This window comes from Longimonas sp., assembly GCF_046498435.1.
Lineage (GTDB): Bacteria > Bacteroidota > Rhodothermia > Rhodothermales > Salinibacteraceae > Longimonas.
The window spans coordinates 1-20,555 of the sequence record NZ_JAWOAR010000163.1 but is presented as its reverse complement, the minus strand read 5'-3'; the positions used below and the strand labels follow the sequence as shown (position 1 = coordinate 20,555).

General features: G+C 60.0%; 14 protein-coding genes and 1 pseudogene. 8 read left to right on the top strand and 7 right to left on the bottom strand.

Annotated features, from left to right (window positions below):
- The first annotated feature begins 728 nt into the window (after positions 1-728).
- The 7 genes from R6U20_RS06050 to R6U20_RS06020 all read left to right on the top strand — a co-directional run bounded on the left by R6U20_RS06050 (position 729) and on the right by R6U20_RS06020 (position 11,326).
- A complete protein-coding gene (locus R6U20_RS06050) occupies positions 729-4,838 on the top strand; it encodes an ATP-binding protein (RefSeq protein ID WP_410336967.1) in 4,110 nt (1,369 codons plus the stop codon).
- A 39-nt stretch (positions 4,839-4,877) separates the two neighbouring features.
- On the top strand, positions 4,878-5,357 hold the full coding sequence (gene bcp / locus R6U20_RS06045; protein ID WP_410336966.1) for a thioredoxin-dependent thiol peroxidase: 480 nt from the start codon (positions 4,878-4,880) through the stop codon (positions 5,355-5,357).
- Between the two features lie 137 nt (positions 5,358-5,494).
- Positions 5,495-7,012: an Asp-tRNA(Asn)/Glu-tRNA(Gln) amidotransferase subunit GatB gene (gene gatB, locus R6U20_RS06040; RefSeq protein ID WP_410336965.1), complete on the top strand. Its 1,518-nt coding sequence runs from the start codon at positions 5,495-5,497 to the stop codon at positions 7,010-7,012.
- A 79-nt stretch (positions 7,013-7,091) separates the two neighbouring features.
- On the top strand, positions 7,092-8,534 hold the full coding sequence (locus tag R6U20_RS06035; RefSeq protein ID WP_410336964.1) for a peroxiredoxin family protein: 1,443 nt from the start codon (positions 7,092-7,094) through the stop codon (positions 8,532-8,534).
- 129 nt (positions 8,535-8,663) lie between these two features.
- Complete coding sequence (locus R6U20_RS06030) at positions 8,664-9,221, top strand: class I SAM-dependent methyltransferase (RefSeq protein WP_410336963.1); 558 nt, start codon at positions 8,664-8,666, stop codon at positions 9,219-9,221.
- 145 nt (positions 9,222-9,366) lie between these two features.
- The gene (tpiA, locus tag R6U20_RS06025) at positions 9,367-10,137 is read left to right on the top strand and encodes a triose-phosphate isomerase (RefSeq protein ID WP_410336962.1); all 771 of its coding nucleotides are present in this window, start codon (positions 9,367-9,369) and stop codon (positions 10,135-10,137) included.
- Between the two features lie 145 nt (positions 10,138-10,282).
- On the top strand, positions 10,283-11,326 hold the full coding sequence (locus R6U20_RS06020; protein WP_410336961.1) for a beta-ketoacyl-ACP synthase III: 1,044 nt from the start codon (positions 10,283-10,285) through the stop codon (positions 11,324-11,326).
- 45 nt (positions 11,327-11,371) lie between these two features.
- Here the strand turns inward: R6U20_RS06020 and R6U20_RS06015 are convergent, their stop codons facing one another.
- Both R6U20_RS06015 and idi read right to left on the bottom strand, forming a co-directional pair.
- Entirely contained in the window at positions 11,372-11,611 is a 240-nt protein-coding gene (locus tag R6U20_RS06015; protein WP_410336960.1) for an FmdB family zinc ribbon protein, read from the bottom strand.
- A gap of 176 nt (positions 11,612-11,787) precedes the next feature.
- Positions 11,788-12,399, bottom strand: coding sequence for an isopentenyl-diphosphate Delta-isomerase (idi, locus tag R6U20_RS06010; RefSeq protein ID WP_410336959.1), 612 nt, complete (start codon positions 12,397-12,399; stop codon positions 11,788-11,790).
- A 367-nt stretch (positions 12,400-12,766) separates the two neighbouring features.
- Between idi and R6U20_RS06005 the strand changes: the two genes are divergently transcribed.
- The gene (locus R6U20_RS06005; protein ID WP_410336958.1) at positions 12,767-15,631 is read left to right on the top strand and encodes a UPF0182 family protein; all 2,865 of its coding nucleotides are present in this window, start codon (positions 12,767-12,769) and stop codon (positions 15,629-15,631) included.
- 460 nt (positions 15,632-16,091) lie between these two features.
- On the opposite strand, the gene rlmN is transcribed toward R6U20_RS06005, so the two are convergent.
- The 5 genes and pseudogenes from rlmN to R6U20_RS05980 form a co-directional block, all read right to left on the bottom strand.
- Positions 16,092-17,150 carry a 23S rRNA (adenine(2503)-C(2))-methyltransferase RlmN gene (gene rlmN, locus R6U20_RS06000; RefSeq protein WP_410336957.1) on the bottom strand — a complete coding sequence of 353 codons (1,059 nt, stop codon included), beginning with the start codon at positions 17,148-17,150 and terminating at the stop codon, positions 16,092-16,094.
- 124 nt (positions 17,151-17,274) lie between these two features.
- The gene (locus R6U20_RS05995; RefSeq protein WP_410336956.1) at positions 17,275-18,060 is read right to left on the bottom strand and encodes an ABC transporter permease; all 786 of its coding nucleotides are present in this window, start codon (positions 18,058-18,060) and stop codon (positions 17,275-17,277) included.
- 18 nt (positions 18,061-18,078) lie between these two features.
- On the bottom strand, positions 18,079-19,038 hold the full coding sequence (locus R6U20_RS05990; RefSeq protein ID WP_410336955.1) for an ABC transporter ATP-binding protein: 960 nt from the start codon (positions 19,036-19,038) through the stop codon (positions 18,079-18,081).
- Positions 19,039-19,056: 18 nt separating this feature from the next.
- Positions 19,057-20,001, bottom strand: a complete 945-nt coding sequence (gene cyoE / locus R6U20_RS05985; protein WP_410336954.1) for a heme o synthase — start codon at positions 19,999-20,001, stop codon at positions 19,057-19,059.
- Positions 20,002-20,067: 66 nt separating this feature from the next.
- A pseudogene (locus tag R6U20_RS05980) lies at positions 20,068-20,555 on the bottom strand (hypothetical protein); the annotation flags it as partial.

Below are 20,555 nucleotides of genomic sequence, written 5' to 3'. Positions count from 1 at the left end.
TCTGTCTCACCCACGGCGCCAGCATCGCGACGCGCAACACCCGCGACTTCGAGCAATCCGGCATATCGGTCATCAACCCATTCGAAGTCTGACGCCTGGATTCCGAAATGGCGGCATGCATCGCATAGCCCGCACAGGTTGGACCAGCGCAGCGTAATCCAACAATCCCCCGCAGGAGGCATCTCCAGGCGCCGACCCACGTTCCGCCCCGATCGCGACCTGGAGATCGCGCCTACGAAAAGCCCCGTAGATCGGCGTCACATTGCCCACGCGAACACCGCCCCGCGCCTTCTGCCGTCATTCCCGGCCCGACCGGGAATCCAGCCCAACAACCGCGGCAAAGCCGCCACCCTTCTGCCGTCATTCCCGACTCGATCGGGAATCCAGTCAACCAATCGCGGCGAAGCCGCCACCTTTTGCATTCGTCATTCCCGGCTCGACCGGGAATCCAGCCAACCAACCGCGGCAAAACCGCCACCCTTCTGCGTCATGGTCCGCTTCGACGAAGGCTCTACCGCATGGGTCTTCCATGAACTACGCATCGAAGTGGCACAGCCCTAACCGCCTGCAGACACGAGACAGGCACCGAAGTTGGTATCGCCCGTGCTATACCGTATGATGTATGCATCCAGGCGTACCGGATGGATCCGGCGGACCTGGACTGTTGCTCTCTGTTTTTGGCTGCCGCTGGCATGCGCGCTTTTTCGTCTCGTTTAGTACTGTATTGGATGGTCGCTGCACTGCTGGGTGCAGGGGCGGTTTTTCTGGGGGTTGCGCGTGTCTACCTTGCCCCCGAACATGTTGCCGGACGTGACACGGAGCGGCTCGAAGAGGTACGTGCTACCGTATCCACACGATACCAAACCCTGCGTGCCTCGCTGGTACGAGAGGCGGAAGCCCTGGCGCGCGACTCGGTCATTATTCGTAGTCTGGCTCGTGCATCGCGGAGCACAGAGCGCCCGAATCGGCTGGTTGAGCATCTGGCAAGCCTCGATCTGGGAGAGCGACTTGCAGTAGAGGTGTACTCGCCCACGCCTCGTCTTATGGGATGGACCGGGTTTAGTATGCCGCTCGACTCGGCCCCCGACCAAGAAGCATTTCTGCGGGATACGCAGGTCGCTGTTGCGCAGAAGGGCAACGCCCAAACCGCTCTTGTTGCCTGGGCCCCGGTACGCGTGGAAGGCCGCGCCATTGGCGCTGTGCGAGTGATGCGGCAGGTGCACGTAGATCCCCCGGTGCAGAACCGGTTCATCCGTGCCTACCAACTTAGTACACAGTGGGCCGCCGACCTGCCGCTCCCGATTGACATCTCTTGGAAGATCGCCGTCCCACCCGATGCCGATCGTCCCAGCCGCGACGCGTCTACAACAGTTCTTCTGCGCGACCTGCGCGAGGTGCCGATTGCCCTGGTGCATTTGGTGCGCCCCGACACCGACCAATTGCTGCGTATGGAGCAGGAGCGCATGGGGGATGCACTGGGAGGCGTTGTTGCGATGGTTTTACTCTGGCTTCTGGGAGGGGGCGTATATCAGTTCCAATCGGCCTGGAAGCGCACACGTCGTACCGCCCTCCGCAGTTTACGTGCTGCCACCGGATGGATGGCCGCCCTCGTGTTGGGACTGGTTGCACTGCGCTATATTGCTATCTATCTCGACATCCCTGCGCGATGGATGCCTGCAGATAGCACAGGAGCCATGCTATTTGACCCGGTACACCTGGCCTCGGGCGTTGGGGGAGGGCTCATGCGCTCCATTGGCGACCTGCTGCTCACCGGCGGATGGGTGGCACTGATCGGCTTAGGGCTGTTTATGCTGGGCGTGCGCTACCGCTTGCCTATGGCATGGTCAGACGCCTGGGCCACGCGCTATACCCTCGATGGCCCTCGCCGCCGCGCGGTGCTTACGGCAGCCGTGGGGGGAGTCGTACTCACGGTAACAGGACTCAGCGCTGCACTTGCGGTAGCGCATGTTGTTGAGCACGCGATCCTCGACAGCACACTCAACTTTTTCGCACGTACCGGGCTACTCCCCAGTCCCCTCATTCTCATTGTGTTTAGCAGTCTGGCACTCCTACTCGTGGGGCTGTTTTTGGGACTGGTGGCATTGTGGTGGATGGTGAGTCGCCTGGTGCTTCCCACCTGGCCTGCAACCTATGGCCCGGGCATACTGGCCGCGCTTGGACTGGCCTGCTGCGGCGTATCGGCAACTACTCTGTTTGTATGGACGGCCCCGACGGAGCCGATCGTACCGATCGTATCCGTCGGTCTACTGATAAGCGCTGGAGGACTTGCATTTGTAGGGCGCACCTGGCCCTATGCAGGGCTCAACCATCTTACAGTGCAGCGCCTGCTTCCCGCTATCATCATACTTGCCACAACACTATATGCCCTGCTCTATGTGGGCATGGATGAGCAACGGCGGGGCCGCATGGCCGAAGCCGCACAGTCGTTTGTTGAGGGACGTAACCCGCGCCTCTTGTTTGCTCTTCAGCAGATCGTAGATGGTGTAGGGGCCGACCTAAACCGCTGGGAGGCCGAGGCCATCACCGCCGATAGCCTCGACGCTATAGCGACTGATGCACTGCGCAGCTCCCTACTCACCTCACTGAGCCCGTACGAATCGCGACTGGTGCTGCTCGACTCGGTCGGCACCCCCCAAGCCCAATACGCCACCCCGGGGGTGCGTCCGCAGCGCGTGGGGCAGACCCCCGAAGACGAGCGCATCTTTCAGCGGATGCAAACGCTGTACACCATGCAAGGTAGCACCGGTCCGATGGCCACCCCACTCCCTGAAGACCTGCGCCGTGATCGCCGAGGCCGCGCCGCAGTGGAGTATGTCGGCTTGCAGCGCTTGCAAGGGCCCTCCCCCCTGCACTGGGTGATGGTCCGCATTGAGCCACGCGCTGGGCTCGTGGGCAGTGGCAGCGATATCCCCCGCGTGTTCCTGCCCGATGGCTCATACAATGACCTGTATGCCGATCTTGCGCTCTCCGTATTTGTGGATGGCATCTTGCAGCGCAACCAAGGCCCCGATGTAGGAGCAGGACGGCTTCGCCCCGACGTGCGCGAACGGCTGCGCACCACATCCTCCTTTTGGAGACACACCACCGAGGGCGAGCACCGCTACCTTACGTATTACGAACGCACTGCCGATGACCGCGTGGTGGTGGCGCGGCTGCCCACCATCATGCCGTTCGACCATCTGTACTATCTGTTTCGCATCACCGTAGCCGTTTTGGGGCTGGGCCTGCTCGGGTATCTGCTGGGGGTGGCACTGCGCTACCACCTGGGGCTGATTCCAGCTCCGCGCGTCCGGTTTCGCGATAAGGTGCTCAATGCATTTTTGGGGGTAGGCGTAGCGGCGGCCCTGGCGGTGGGCGTGCTGGGCGTACAGGTAGTCGAAGAAGAAAGCGATCGGGGCGTCGAACGGCGCCTTGCCGATGCCCTCTCGCGGGTCGAGGAAACACTCGCCCTGGAGGCCCGCACCGACGAGCGCGTCTTTCGCGTGGTAGAGCGCACCGATATGAACGCGTTAGCCGTGCGCATGGGCACCGACCTGGATGTGTACGAAGACGGGCTGCTCATCGAAACCAGCCGCCCGCGCCTCGTGCGCGACGGACTCGTGGAGCCGCGCCTGCCTATGGAGGTCTACCACGCGCTTCATGTTGAGGGACGACGCTTCACAACGGCGCGCCGCAGCATTGGGACGTTTGCGTATCGCGTGGGCTATCAGGCCCTCACCGATGCCTCGGGACGCACGCGCTTCGTGGTGGCGGTGCCCACACTGGCACAGCAAGAGCAACTCGAAGAGGAGCAGGCCCGCACCCTTGCCTATCTGTTTGGCGCTTTGCTTATGCTCGTTATCGTGGTCATGGGCACCGCCTCGCTCGTGGCCAGCGCCATCGCACAACCGATTGCGCAGCTGCGTGAAGGGCTCGAAGCTGTCGGAGAGGGACGCTTTGCACGCATGCTGCCGGTAGAAACGCGCGACGAGATTGGCGAACTCGTGCAAACCTTCAACGACATGCGAGCCCAACTCGCCGAACAGCGCCGCAAGCTGGCGCAGCAAGAACGGGAACTGGCCTGGCGCGAAATGGCGCGGCAGGTGGCCCACGAAATCAAAAATCCGCTCACCCCCATGAAGCTCTCCATTCAGCACCTCAAACGGGCCTTTCAGCATCGGGGGGATGCATCAGAGACCGCCCCAACCAACGCCGCTCCCAAAGACGACGACCAGTTTGCGAAACTCTTTGCACGTATCACCGACACGCTCATCGACCAGATCAATACGCTTTCGCGCATCGCCAACGAGTTTTCCTCCTTTGCACGCCTGCCTACCCGTGTTCCAGAGCCACTTGATGTGAACGAAGTAGCCCAGGAGGCGGCCCAGCTCATCCGCGAGGAAGCCCCCGACGACGCCTTCACAACCACCTGGCACGACGCCCCACTCGTTGTCGAAGCCGACCGCGAAGAGCTGCGGCGCGTATGCATTAACCTGCTCAAAAATGCGCTGCAAGCAGTGCCCGACGACCGTGAACCACACATCCAGATTGCCACCACGCGCCACGCCCCCACCAGCGCCTATCCCGATGGATACGCTGAACTTACCGTACGCGACAACGGCGTCGGCATCCCACCGGATGAACGCGACAAGATCTTCCAACCTAACTTCTCCACCAAAACCAGCGGGACAGGACTGGGGCTCTCGATTGCGCACAAAACCATCACTGAACTCGACGGCGCAATCACGTTCACAACCACCGAGGGGGTTGGCACCACCTTCCGCATCCGTCTACCATTGACCGATGTAGATGGGAACGCTCCCTCGGAGTCGAAGTGAGAACAGCCACTCGTTTCTTGCTCACGCACCGCTGTCTTTATGCCTGCCTCCATCAATCGCCTCGACGTTGGCACCCCCGCTCCCGATTTTACCGCGCCTACGCAGCAAAACGAATCACTCACGCTTTCTGATTACCGTGGGCAGTGGGTGGCGCTCTACTTCTACCCGAAAGACGACACGCCGGGCTGCACCACCCAGGCGTGCACGCTCCGTGATGGCTACACCCGCCTGCAAGATCAAGGAATCGCCGTCGTTGGCGTATCGGAAGACGGGGTGGATTCACATGCCGATTTTGCGGATGAATACGACCTGCCGTTTCCTCTTGTGGCCGATCCGGAGCACACCATCTTGACCGCGTACGGCGTGTATGGCGAGCGTAACCTGTACGGCAACACCGTAGTTGGCACGAAGCGTACCACCTACCTTATCGACCCCGACGGCATCATCCGGCACATCTTTAAGCGTCCCAAAACCGATGCCCATGTAGAAGAGATTCTCGGCAAGTGGGAAGGGCTGTAGGTATTTTGCATACGGCGGCTCAGCAATGCTGCATGCTGAACAATGCGCCGGTGGTTAAGTTAGCAGCCAAGTAGTGCCTTACACAGGGCACTGTCCACGCGCTGGTTTTTCGGTTTTCCTTGCCTGACGCCCGTTTTATGCTGCACGAGACGTACGAACCCGTCATTGGGTTGGAGGTGCACTGCCAACTCCAAACCGAGAGCAAGCTATTCAGCCCAGAAGCAGCATCTTATGGGGCTCCTCCGAATACGCATGTTGATCCGGTGAGTCTTGGACATCCCGGCACGCTACCAGTGCTCAATACGGAGGCGGTTACGCATACGCTGCGCATGGGGCTGGCTACGCATTGCTCGATTGCCGAGCGCTCGTTTTTTGCGCGCAAGCACTACTTTTACCCCGACTTGCCCAAAGGCTACCAAACCTCGCAGTACGACACGCCCCTGTGCTACGGTGGGTATCTCGAAATTGAGACTGAGGAAGCCGACAAGCAGGCCGACAACGACCTGCCTACGCGCAAACGCATTGGCATCACGCGAATTCACCTGGAGGAGGACGCGGGGAAGTCCATTCACGACCAGGACGAGGCCCACACGCTGCTCGACTACAACCGATGTGGCGTGCCTCTCATCGAAATGGTGTCGGAGCCTGATCTGCGCTCCCCGCGCGAGGCGTATCGCTATCTACAGAAAGTGCGCCAGTTGGTGCGCTGGCTCGGCATCAGCAACGGGAATATGGAGGAGGGCTCGCTCCGCTGCGATGCCAACGTATCAGTGCGTCCAAAAGGACAAACCCGATTGGGCACGCGCACCGAGCTCAAGAATCTAAACTCTATTCGCAACGTGGAGCGCGCGCTCGAATACGAGATTAACCGCCAGATTGTAGCCCACGAACAGGGCGAGGCGGTGCAGCAGCACACCCTGCTGTGGGATGCCGATGCTGAGCGGACCCGCCCGCTCCGCTCGAAAGAAGAGGCGCACGACTACCGCTACATGCCCGACCCCGACCTGCCACCGGTCGTGGTGCCTGCGGAGCGCGTGGAGGCCCTGCGCGCCAACCTCCCCGAAATGCCGGATGCCCGCTGCAACCGGTTCGTCCACAGCTTGGGCTTGCCGCCCTACGATGCCGAAGTGCTCACCGAAGAGCGCGCCGTGGCCGACTACTTCGAGGAGGCGCTTTCGTCGCTTTTCAAACGCACCAAAGGCGGCGATACCAATGCCCAGGCGAAGGAGGTGGCCAACTTCGTGATGAGCGATGTGCTACGTACGCTTAATGAAACGGACTACACGCCCGAAACGCTTCCCGTTACGCCCCGGCGTCTGGCCCAGCTTGTATACTTGCGTCTGGAAGACAAAGTCAGCTCCAGCGGAGCACAAAAGGTGTTTAATCTGATGCTTGAGCACACCGATGCCTCCGCTGGCAAAATTGCGGACGACCACAACCTCATCCAGATCTCGGATCGCAGTCAGCTGGAACCGGTAGCCGAATCGGTGCTGGACAACCATCCCGACAATGTCGAAACGTACCTCAATGGCAAAGACGGCCTGCTCGGTTTCTTCATTGGACAGGTCATGCAGCGTGTCGATGGGTCGCCCAATCCGCAACTTGTGCGTAACCTGCTCACCGAGAAGCTCGACGAGCGGGCTTCCAACCGGTAACTAAGGTCCGCTTTTAGGCTGGCACTCCTTTTGTTTCGCCCCCTTTATTTCGCATCCCTCTTTACCCGCCTGCTCTGCTGTGCCTACGCCTCACCCGTTTTCGTTGCCCGCTGCTTCGTATGGACTTGCAGCCAGTCTGCTGTGCGCCATCTTGCTCATCACTGCCTGTGGATCCAGTTCCGCTCAAGAGTCGGCTGCTGTTGAAAGCGTGCTACGCGGCTCCATTACCGTAAGCGAAGACGTAGACCCATCGGGGGATTATAGCGGATTCAGCGTGCTCGTCATCCAGTCAACCGGACGCGAGGTAGACACCCTGGGCATTGCCCAAACCGATTCCACGGGCGCTTTTAGCATGACGGTGCGCGCTAACGAGCGGTCTATCTACCCGTACGTGGTGCAGCGGCGCGGCAACACCGTGCACCAGGGCGAGGTCGTGGTTGCCGATGGCGACACGGCATCGTTGGAGATGGAACTGCCGCTGCGGGGACTGGCCCGCATTCGCTCGCCCGAGAACGACGCGCTTATGGCGTATCGCAACACCATGGCGCTTCACCGGCAATCAATGGTGCAGGGCCTGCAGGAAGAGATCGACGAAAGCCGTATGGGCCAGAACATCCGCCAGACAAGCAGCATCTTGTGGCGGCTGAGCGACTCCTTTCCTGGATCGTATATGGCTGACCTGGCTGCGGTCGAATCTATTGCAATGATTGAGGGCTGGAACGACTCGCTGACTGTGGCCCGCAGCCTGGAACTGAAGCCTACGAATCCGCGCTATGGGGAGGCGATGCGTATTGCCCGGCGCGCACAGGCGGAGCGCGAAGGCCAGGCCTCTGCGCTCGATCTACTGGAGCAAGCCATCGCTCATGCCGAGGAGGCCGGAGTCAGCACCGACACCCGCGCCACACTCATGGCCGAGGTTGTGCGCACCCATCTCGACAGCCTCGAACGCGACGCCGCACTCGATGCCGCACGCACCCTGCGCAACACCTATCCCGATAGCGATTGGGCCGAATGGGCGACCCGGGCCGAGTACGAAGCCGAAAATCTGCTTCCGGGCAATACAGCTCCTCCCTTTGACCTGACGACCATTGAGGGCGATACGCTCTCGCTCGACGCGCTGCGCGGACGCCCCGTGCTGCTTGAGTTCTATCGTCCTGAAGGTCGCCTCTACCGCGAGCAAATCCCGACGCGCAATGCCATCTACGAAGGCACCGAGGCGCAAGACCTGCAGATCATCTCCATCTCGCTTCAGCCCGACTCCTTGCTTAACGAGGCCTTCCGCGAAGGGCGCACGCTGCCGGGGCATCATGTCATTGCCCCCGAAGGCGCTGAAAGTCCGCTGCTTGAAACGTATAACATTGCTTCGCTGCCCACCCGTGTCTTAATTGATGCCGAGGGGCACATCGTAGACAAGTATTTGGGTACTGCTATCGTAGCGCTGCAAGAAGACCTGCGTGCGCTGGTGCCATCAGACGCCGATGACGCGTCGCAAGATAATGCATCGCAAGACGATGCGCCGTAAACCACGGCGTCGGTGGGTGGCGTGCTGCTTCCTCATATGCACCCTGCCCCTTGCGTTATTTCACCGTCTTCCTTTGCGTTAAGCAACGGAGCCACCGTCTGTTTTTGCTCACTGACTTTTTTTGTTTGCATGGGTACGCTCTCCTACATTAAGAACTTTATCAAAGACCGCGATGTGGCTGCAATTACGCCATCGTCGTCGTATCTGGTGAAACGCGTGTGCCGGTGGATCGACTTCGATACGCCGCATACCATCGTGGAATACGGCCCGGGTGATGGCGTTTTTAGCCGATACATAGCCCGACACATGCATCCCGACTCCTCGCTCGTGCTCATTGAGAGCAACGACGGGTTCGTGAGCGACTTGCAGTCGTTCGAGGCGCAGAACGAGCAGGTTACGGTGGTACACGACCGGGCCGAGAACGTGGAATCCATCATCGAGGCCCACGACCTGACGCCGGTCGATTACATCATCTCCGGCATCCCGTTTTCGTTCCTGGATGATGGCGTCAAAACAGCGCTGATTCAGTCTACGTTCGACGCGCTCCACGACAACGGCAAGTTCCTGGTGTATCAAAACTACAACCACATGGAGCAGCCGCTGCGTCAGCAGTTTCCACATGTGGAGAAAGAGTACGTCCTGCTCAATATCCCCCCGATGTTTGCCTACGAAGCTCGGAAGCAGTAAGGAATTATCTCAAACGCGTACCCCTGTGCGGCTCCCCCCGCCTTGCGCGAGCCGCACTCGCTCGTTTTCGCTGCCCTATTGAGGGGTAAGATAATTCATAGCGCTGAGCAGTTTCGCTTTTTTTCGACTTATCCTCCTGTTTAATATGCTTATTGCCGGAAACTGGAAAATGAACACCACTCTTCCCGATGCCCAATCGCTGGCCCAGTCGCTGGCATCGGGCTATCTGGCGGACCAGGATACGTTGGCTCCCATCGACATGCTCGTGTGCCCACCCGATGTCAACCTGCAAGCCGTAGGCGGCGAGCTGGCCGAAACGCCTGTTGCGCTTGGAGGGCAACATATGCATCACGAAGACGCTGGCGCATTCACTGGCGAAGTGTCGGCTCCCATGCTCAAAGCCGTCGGCTGCACGCACGTTATCGTGGGCCACTCCGAGCGGCGTCAGCTGTTTGGGCTTTCGGATGCAGATGTAAATGCCCAGGTGAAGCAAGCCCAGGCGCACGACCTAATTCCCGTCATCTGCGTGGGCGAAACCAAACCCCAGCGCGATGCAAGTAACGCCGAAGACGTCGTACGCACCCAACTGCGCGCGGCCCTCGATGAAGCGTCCATTGCAGGAGATGCGGTTGTCGTTGCGTATGAGCCCGTCTGGGCTATTGGAACCGGCGATTCGGCCACGCCCGAACAGGCGCAGGAGATGCACGCCTTCGTGCGTAGCGAACTCGCCACGCTAAGCAGCACCGAAGACGCCGCTGCCGTTCACGTACTGTACGGCGGAAGCATGAAGCCCCACAATGCCGAGTCCCTTTTGGGGCAGCCCGACGTAAATGGCGGACTCATCGGCGGGGCCAGCCTCACGGCAAGCGATTTCCTGGCGATCGCCAAAATTGGCGCCGCAGAAACTGCTTCCTAAGACGCTTACTGAGAAACTGCTTCCAAACGGATCGCCCCAACGCGATGGCATCATAGCGATGGCATCGCGGGGGGAAACGCAATTTGGAACCGCTTCCAAGCGATTCTGGGCTATTCATCTGCTCCCTCATCTTTTTTCCTCTGTCATGCGCACCGCAAGCATCACCGGCTGGGGCCACTACGTACCCGAGCGCGTCGTTACCAACGACGAACTGTCTGAATACATGGACACCAGCGACGAGTGGATTCGCTCACGCAGCGGGATTCGCGAGCGCCGCTTCGCTGCCGAAAACGAAACTACCGCCACCATGTCGGTCGAAAGCGGACGCCGGGCGCTGCGCTGCGCAGAGGTTGCCCCCGAGGCTGTCGATCTGCTCCTCGTGGCCTCGTCCTCGCCCGACTACCTGACCCCGCCGGTATCCAGCCAGGTCCAAGAGGGCCTGGGCCTTCCCACGAATGGCGCCATGCAGCTTACAGTTGGATGCACCGGGTTTGTCTATGCCCTTGTAACTGCGCAGCAGTTTATTGAAACAGGCGCATGCGACACCGTGCTCGTCATCGGTACTGAGTTGGTTAGCCGCTGGCTCAGCTGGAACAAGCGCAGCACAGCTGTGCTCTTTGGCGACGGATCGGGGGCTGTGGTAATGCAGGCCACCCAAACTGGGGGAATGCGAAGCCATGTGCTTGGCTCCGATGGTGCGGGCGCTGAGAACATCATTGTGCCCACTGGGGGCGTGGCCGAGCCGATCACGCATGCGCATGTCGCCAACAACGAACCAACCTTAGAGATGAATGGGCGCGAGGTCTTTAAATTTGCTACCCGCATTTTGGGTCGTGCTGTTACAGAGGCCCTTCAGGCATCGCCGTACACAGTCAACGACATCGACCTGCTCGTGCCGCACCAGGCCAACGCACGCATCATTCAGTACGCGGCCGACGCACTTGGGCTTTCCGACGATCAGGTATTCATGAATGTGGATCGCTACGGCAATACGTCGGCAGCCAGTGTGCCGCTGGCGCTCTCCGAAGCGCTGGATGCCGGACGTGCCGCTCCGGGCGATACGCTCGCACTCGTGGCGTTCGGGGCCGGTCTGACATGGGCTGCGACCATTCTCGATCTGCCTGAATCGCTTCCTACACCCGTAGCCAAGCGAGCAGCCCATCCGAGCGTCGCGGGCACAGTTGCGTAGCCCCACAGTTGCGTAGCCCCGCCGATCTGCCCCCTCTTTCTCGACTTACTCATCCGACGCATTCGACGAACTGTTTGTAGTACTTTTGTTCGCTCCTGAGGCACCGTTGCGTTTGTAATCCGTCTCGTAAAAGCCACTGCCTTTGAAGATCAACCCTGCAGATCCGCTAATGATGCGCTCTACAGGCTGGCCCGTTTCTGGGCACGTCTCAAGCGGATCTGCAGAGATGGATTGCTTGATTTCAAACTTCGTTCCGTCTTCACGACGGTAGACGTAGGTAGGCATACAGAAAGACAGCGTTACTGGTGAGACAAAAGAATCAGGACGCCTGGAGGATGTCCGCTTCGGGGCCCTCCCAATGCGCTGCAAGCATCCACACGCGTTGTGCTGCCTTGTTCCGGTAGCATAGCGTGCAACGCAGGGCGGCCTGACACCCCGTGAATGGCGCCTGCAAGCGGGGATTACGGCATCAGCGACGAGGTCATACTGTCGTCGGTCGCGTAGTCGAATCCTGCGCGCTGCACGGCATCGTCGAGCTTGGGCACCACCGTCGGATAGTGCGCATGCGCATGCTGAAACACACGCTCAATGGCCATGCGGAACCACGCCGTGTAATGCTCGGGATGCGCCGCGATGTCGGCCACCAATTCGTTGGGGGCCACCCAGCGCCAGTCTTGGACCTCATCGACATTGGGGGATACAGCAGGCGTTCCCTGTCCGATAAATACATGATCATACTCATGCTCGATCATCGTATCCGATAGCACGGCCCGGTACGTGAAGGTAAACGCCGGTTCCAATGCGCATCGAAACCCCATTTCCTCTTGCAGGCGACGCTGGGCCGCTTCGGCCACGGGCTCTTCCGGATGCGGATGGCTACAGCAGGTGTTCGACCACAGCGCTCCCGAGTGGTACTTGTTTACGTTGCGCTGTTGCAGGAGCAAACGCCCCTTCGGATCAAACACAAACACAGAAAACGCACGGTGCAGCCAGCCTTGCTCGTGTGCTTCGAGCTTGTCGGCCAGTCCCACAGGTTCGTCGTGTGCGTTCACCAAAACGACTTGGGCGGACATATCAACCATGAGTTTGTGCAAGAAAGATAGCCATGTGCGTACAATATGCAGCTTTTTGCTGTAGAATCATACCCTGCACATGGGCTATTACGCGTTTATTTCAACTGGAACGGCTTCGTACATAACGACGCTGCATTACATACACACGCGCTGGCGGTGCACTTTGGTCTGTGCTTGTCTGCATGTGTGCACTATTCGGACTACCTCCATCAGAGATTGTTGAAATGCATGTACGGACGCCCCGTATCTCGTCGTATTGGGCGAACCGGACATAGGACATCTGCATTGCTATAGACCCGGTGCTTCTCACACTTTAGCGATACAGCACCGGCCCCGCTCCCTTGCTGACGACGTGTATACAACGTTTATGTCTTTGATACGATCAAATCGGTGGGTACAGAGCGCCCTATTACTGATTGGCCTGTTCTTCACCCTGTTGCTGATTGCTCCTGGCATCTTCGTTGAGTACCTGTGGCTGGGCGAACTGGGCTACACCAGCGTGTTTTGGACCAAGATCGGGTTTCAAGTTACCCTGTTCGGGTTTGTGCTGTTAATCGCTGGGCTCTATTTCGGCACCAACATTGCCCTCTTCATGAAGCGCCTGCCGCCGTACTGGGCCCAACAGTTCAGTGGGGGCGATGATGGGGGGCCGCAAATGGGCGGAAAACCGCTCACTGAAGGCCGTTTGCGCCGTCTGGGCTTCGGCCTGGCATCGGTCTTTACCCTGCTCTTTGCCACCGGATTTACGGGGCGTTGGAATGAACTGCTGCGCTACTGGCATGCCCAACCGTATGGACGTACCGATCCTCTTTTCGGCAACGACCTCGGCTTCTACATGCTGGAACTGCCATTCATTCAGTCGTTGCAGAGTGGATTTGTAGGACTGGTCTTCTTAGGACTGCTCATCCTCGTCACCGGATATGTGCTCGTGGGGGCTATTGGCGTCCGCAACGGCCAGTTGCAACTCCGCCCAGCCTCCATTCAGCACATTGGCGTGAACGTGATGCTTCTGCTGCTTGGCTGGGCGTGGGGGTTCTACCTCGACCGCTACGAACTGCTCTTGGAACGCAGCGGAACGGTCTTTGGCGCGAACTACACCGACATTAACGTTGTGCTGCCAGCGCTCTGGGTCATGATCGGCATGACGTTCATGCTCATCGTGCTGGTGGGCCTCAATCTAAAGCGGTTTCGGTTCCGACTTGTGTCGTACGGCATAGGCCTTTACGTACTGGTGCTCATCGCCAGTCTGGTGGCTGCCCCGAGTATCGTTGACCAGGTGCGCGTCGTCCCTAATGAGCTTCAGGTTGAAGAGCCTTACATCGAACACAATATCGAGTTCACGCGCGAGGCCTTCGGCATTAACAATGTAGTAAAGCGCGAGTACCCTGCTCGTACCGAACTCGACCCCGATGAACTACGCGACAACGATGATGTCGTGCGCAACATCCGCCTGTGGGATCCGCGTCTGCTGGTGGATACCTACGTGCAGTTGCAGCAAATTCGCTTGTACTACCAGTTTTACGAGGTCGATGTAGATCGCTACGTGATTGACGGCGAGTACCGCCAAGTCATGCTATCTCCGCGCGAGCTCACCCAGCAACTTCCCTCCGGCTCCGATACTTGGTTCAACCGCCACCTGCAGTACACCCACGGTTATGGCGCCGTCATGAACTTGGTTGCGCGCGAAGGCATCGAGGGGTCGCCTGAGTTTTTGATGCGCGACCTCCCGCCACAGGTAGCCGACTCCACGCTGGAAGTCGATAAGCCGGGCATCTACTACGGAAGCCGCACCTCAACCTACCGCATTGCGCCCTCAAGTGCTGAAGAACTCGACTATCCCGCTGGTGATGAAAACGTGTATACCACGTACACCGGCAACGGCGGCATTCTGCTCGACTCGTTCTGGAAGCAGTTGCTCATGGCGTACTACATGGGCGATTACAATATCGTGCTCTCGCAGTATCTGAATGAGGAGAGCCGCATTCAGATCTGGAACAACGTGTCGGAGCGGGTTGAACGCGTCGCGCCCTTTCTGAACTTCGACGAAGACCCGTACTTCGTCGTCAATAACAAGCGGCAGTATTGGATTCAGGATGCCTACACGGCCAGTCGCTCCTTTCCATATAGCGAGACGGTTGAGGGCCACGGACGCTATAACGGCATGCAGTATATCCGCAACTCCGTGAAAATGGTGGTGGATGCCTATGACGGCGATGTCGGCTTGTATATCGTGGATCCCGACGACCCTATCGTGCAGACGTATGCATCGGCATTTCCTGGTCTTTTTCAGGAGTTTGACGAAATGGGCCCCGGCATTCGGCGCCATGTTCGGTATCCGCAAGATCTCTTCGAGCTGCAAGTCGATAAGCTAAATCGGTACCACATGCAGCGAGCCCAGGTCTTTTACAACAACGAAGACCTGTGGACACGCCCCATTGAAAACTACGATGGTCGTCAGATGCGCATGGAGCCGTATTACATCATGACGCGGCTGCCCGGCGAGGATGAGCTTCAGTTTATGCTCATGACGCCCGTCACCCCCGACAACCGCGACAACATGATTGCCTGGATCGCGGCGCGCTCGGATCCGCCCAATTACGGTGAGATTGTAACGTACAACCTGCCGAAGGACCGTCTCATCTATGGGCCCAACCAGATCGAGTCGCGCATTGACCAGGACCCCGAAATCTCGCAGCAGATTGCGCTCTGGGATCAGCGCGGTTCGAGTGTGCTGCGCGGCAACCTGATTGTGGTGCCCATTGAGGACTCGTTCCTCTATGTGGAGCCCATCTTCCTCATCGCCGACAACATTCGCATCCCGCAGCTACAGCGCGTAATCGTGTCGTACGACGAGTTCGTGGTGATGGAGCGCACACTGAATCAGGCGCTGAACACGATCTTCGGTGAGGAGGTCATTGAGGCCGAGGGCTCCGTTGTCGCGCAGATGCAAGACAGTCCGGAGCAGCCCATCGATCTGTCGGGGGCGCCGGGGGTAACCGCTGAGAATATCGGCGAGGCGCGGCGTTTGGTGCAAGAAGCGCGCGAGGCTCTGCAGGATGGCGACTTTGCTGCATTCGGCGAGCGCTTCAACGACCTGGAGTCGCTGCTGGAGGAGGAGATTGAGGTGCCCACTGCGCCCGCCAGTGCACCGGCTGATACGTCGGCCCCGGTTGATACGTCGGCGGTGCCCCCGGCTTCGCAGACGCCTCCGCCCCCAAGTCCGGAGCAGTAGAGTACTTAACTCCGGCGGCGGTATTGCGGTGAAGATGTACGAGCAACGGCTCACACTCGTCATCTCGTCGTCGCGGGGCCCCGCCTCGGTATCTGTTTAATGGGCTTCGATGATCGCCCGGGATATCCGCTACGCTCCTGATCCCGGGCTAAGGTTTCTTTACTTACACTCGTCGCATGGCACAAAAAGCATGACCTTCGGCCCCTCTGCCGTGCGACGCAGGCTGTTCAGGGGCACAACAGGCATGACCCTTCGGGCCCCTCTGCCCCGCTAACTTTTAAACATTGCTCAAGATCTCCGTTGCGCTCCCAGTGCCGATAGCATTCGGCACTGTCTGCCGGGGGACAGTACGCTAAACACGTATCCGCCTCATGACGTGAGGATGGATGTACGTATGAATGGCTGGAAGGAAGGCCGTTCTTCTCTTCCATCCCTCCACCCTTCCATCCCTCCACCCCTATTAGGCATTGGCGAGCTGGCCACAGGCTGCGTCGATGTCTTGGCCCCGGCTCTGGCGCACTGTTACGGTAACACCTTCCTCGACCAGCGCTTGCACGAAGCGGTTGAGCTGCTCGGTAGTGGTGCGCTCAAAGGGAAGTGAAGGCACCGGGTTGTACATCAAGATATTGACTTTCGACGGCGCCCACCGCGTGATCTTGGCCAGGTTCTTGGCATCTTCAACTGCGTCGTTTACGCCTTCAAACAGGCAGTACTCATACGTGATGGGCCGCCCGGTCGTGTCGGCGTAGTAGCGGATGGCGGCTTCGAGCGCACCCAGGCTGGTCTTCTCGGACTGGTTGACGGGCATGATGGCGCTGCGCTGCTCGTCGGTGGGCGCGTGTAGCGAAACGGCCAGGTTGGTGCGCGGGTCGTCGTCGGCCAGGTCGCGGATGCGGCGGGCCAGTCCCACCGTAGAAATGGTGATGCGACGCGGCGACATGTTGAGCGTGTCCTCGTCGGTGAGCAGCGCCACGCTTTGCAGCACAGCGTCGTAGTTCAGGAGCGGCTCGCCCATCCCCATAAACACCACGTTAGACACCGCGCGTCCGTAGCGCTCCTGGGCTTCCTGGTTCATGACCCACACCTGATCGTAGATCGCGCCGGGCGTCAGGTTTTCCTGGAAGCCCATGAGTCCCGTCGCGCAGAAGGAGCAGCCCATTGCGCATCCCACCTGACTCGACACGCACACCGTAAGGCGCTGTGCCTTGCCGAGGGCATCGAAGCTGGGGATGAGCACCGTTTCGGCTTCGCGTCCCGACGGCAGCGTAAAGAGCGCCTTAGAGGTGCCATCGTCGCTCTGCTGCATGCGCTTCACCGTGATCGACGGTACCTTGGCTACATCGCTCAGGCGGCTACGTAGCGACTTTGACAGGCTGGTCATTTCAGCGAAGTCGGTTTCGCCGCGGGCGTAGATCCAGTTGTAGAGCTGACGGCCCCGGTACGACGGTTCATCCAGCGTTTCGACGAAGGATTCAAGATCAGCGCGGCCCATCGTTTTGAGGTCGACCCGGTCGGCCATGGTACAGCAGGGGCTTGAGAGAAAGTCAAGTGCAAAGGAGGCTAACGTGCACGCTTGCCGACGCGTTTCTGGGGGGCGTGCCGCTATGCTTCGCATCCCCCTACCCAAAATGCCAAAGTTCGCTCTATGCCGTTTGGTAGAGCGGGCGATGCACGCTCCACACGGCAATGCCCACCATTACGGCGGCGAAGCCCCAGGTGATGGCCATGCAGAGCACCGGATCGGCGAGTACGGCAGGCGGGTCGGGGTAGAGGCCGTGGCGGAGTCCGCTTACGGCGTAGGAGACGGGGTTGGCGTACATCAATTCGCGGAGTCCGGGTGCGGCGCTGTCGAGGGGAAACATCGCACTCGACAGAAACCAGAGCGGGAGCAGAAACAGGTTCATGATGGCGTGGAAGCCTCGGGTGGTATCGGTACGCCAGGCGATGGCACTGCCCAGCGCGGTAAATCCGATGCCCACGCCCAGGCAGATGGCGGTGATGTAGAGCACGCCGCCGACGGTGAGTCCGGGTCCGACCCACGGCCACACGGCCACAAACAGCAGCGCTTGCACTGAGGCCAGGATCGTGCCGCCCAACGCGTTGCCGAGCACGATGGCTGTGCGCGAAGTGGGCGCAATGAGCACGGTTTGAAGGAAACCGGACGCCCGCTCTTCCACAATAGAGATGGTGGAAAAGATGGCGGTAAACAGCAGCACCAGCGCCAGAATGCCGGGAAAGAGAAACTCGACGTATCCGACGGCTCCAACGGGCGAATCGGGCATCTGGAATGCGCCTTGGAAGCCGAGCCCGAGGAGCAGCCAGAACGCGAGTGGCTGCACGAGGACGCCTGCCACGCGGCTGCGGTCGCGCACGAACTTCAGAATTTCGCGGCGACAGAGCGCGGCAATGGTCAAGAGAGCGGTAGGCATGAGCGGGGCGAGCCGGGATTACGCAGAGTAGGCGGGAGCGAGTGAGGCGCGGTCGGCATCGAGGCGGGTACCGGCGTGGGCCATGAACACGTCTTCGAGCGTGGGTGGGCGCACGGTGGCGCTTTGGATGCGGTTGCCAAACGCGGTGTAGACCGGGCCAACCAGTTGGGCTGCGTCGTCGTGCAGGAGCTGCACGCCCTGGTCGAAGGCGTGTGCCGTACCGCCAAATCGGGCATTCACATCGCGGGCCAGCTGGTGGGGCACCTCAGTCGCAAGCCAGAGCATTTCGTCGCCCAGGGCGGCGCGGAGCGTGGCAGGTTTGCCTTCAACCACGAGTTCCCCCTCCGAGAGGATGGCTACCGCATCGCAGCGCTCGGCTTCATCCATAAGATGGGTGGCCACGACCATCGTGGTACCTTCGGTGGCCTGCAGGGTGTTCACCGTCTCCCAGAACGAGCGGCGCGCCATGGGGTCGAGTCCGGCGGTCGGTTCGTCGAGCAACAGCAAGTCGGGCTGATGCAGCAGGCCGCGGGCCAAGTCGGCACGCCGTGCGAGTCCGCCCGAGAGCGTATCGACGGCGTCGTGAGCACGGTCGGTAAGTTCCACATGACGAAGCACCGTGTTGATGCGTTCGCGCAGGGCGGCCCCGTGGAGCCCATAGAGCGCGCCCTGAAACGCCAGGTTTTCGCGGATCGTGAGCGTATCGTCAAGGGCAGGCGACTGAAACACCACGCCGAGCCGTTGGCGTACGGCAGCAGCGTTGGTTTCGGTGGAGGCTCCAAACACCTTGGCGGTGCCCTCAGTGGGTGCAACGAGCGTTGCCAGAATGCGGAAGAGCGAGGTCTTTCCGCTACCATTGGGTCCTAAAAGCCCCATAAGTGCTCCCTGAGGCACCGACAGGTCTACGTCTTGGAGTGCCTGCTGCGTACGGTCGTAACGCAGCGATACGTCATTTACATGGATTGCGGGGACAGGCATGCCAGGGACGGCGCAAGACTACAGAAACCAGTCGATTGTAAGTAGCACCACGAGTGCAGGAATATACACGATAGACGCTTTTAGTACACGACGCGCACGGATGCCGGTGCGTTCGCGATGGAACTGGAGGGCCCTGTAAAGAAACCAGATTCCTACAGGCAGCACGCCTGCCAGGTACAGCCATCCGGCAGGGCCGAAGGCGGTGGGCAGCACGCTGGCTCCCAGAAGGAGCACGGTAAATACAATAGTTTGATACGCCGTGGAGTCGCCCGAGGGTTCTTCGACGGGAAGCATAGCGTAGTTGCCGCGGGCGTAGTCATTGCGATACATCCAGGCCAGCGAGAGGAAGTGCGGCATTTGCCAGCAGGCCAGAATGGCAAAGATTGCCCATCCGGCGGCGCCGAAGGTGCCTGTGGCCGCTACGTATCCCCCCAACGCCGGAAGCGCGCCGGGAATGGTGCCAATGATTGTGTTGTACGTGGTGTGGCGCTTCAGTGGCGTGTACACGTACAGGTACAAGATGGCTGTGAGCGCGGCGAGGACAGCAGTGGGCGGATTCACAAGCGGACACAGAATGCCCACACTCGCCAACACCAGTCCGGTGCCCACCCACTGCGCGTGCGCCAGCGGAATGCGTCCGGCCGGAATGGGGCGATCGACGGTGCGCTTCATGGTGGCGTCGAATCGATGCTCCATGCAGTGATTCAGCATCCCGACGCCGCCCGCGCACATACCTACACCAACAAGTGTGATGAGCAGCGTGCCTCCATCGAGGCTTGTGGGACTGCCCAGCAGAAAGCCCGCAAACGCCGACACCGTTACCAGAAACGAGATCTCCGGCTTGGTCAGTGTCAGGTAGTCGCGCAGCACCTGGCGCCATGAACCGGTGGCGTAACCAGCCTGTTCGGCCGTGGCGACACGCACCGACGGGACGTCTGAAGAGGCAGAAGAGCGCTCAGGCATGAACAGCGGGGTACGATGGGAAAGACGAAAATTGCAAGGGATGGCAACGCATGAAACGGAGCGGGCTTAGGCCGCTCGCGACCGCTCAGTGAGCACGGGTTCGCTTTTGGGGGCTCCGGTGTCGCCCGGGAAGTTGGATATAGCAGCCGGGGCCAGACGGTGACTCCACAGCGCGAGCGCAATGGTGGAGGCAAAGAGCACGGCTCCTACGACGAGATGCGCTACGGTGAGTACGACTTGCATAGTGCTCCGTATCTGCATCGCCGATTCGTGGATCAGCACCAGGTATGCCGCCAGACCGAGCGCAAACTGCACGCCCACAGCCCCCAGCACCACCCAGGCGGTACGCCGCAGCGGGCGGTACGCTGTCCAATACTTCTGCACGTAGACAAACGCCGCAAAGAGCAGCCCCGTCACCACAAACGCACCGGCGATGTGCAGGATTGCGAAGCTGCCCGAGAGCACCTGTGTAGAGTGCCGCAGCATCGCGCCGATCACAATTTGCAGGCGTCTACCTGCAAATTGTGATCGGCGCGATGCTGCTGCGGCCCACG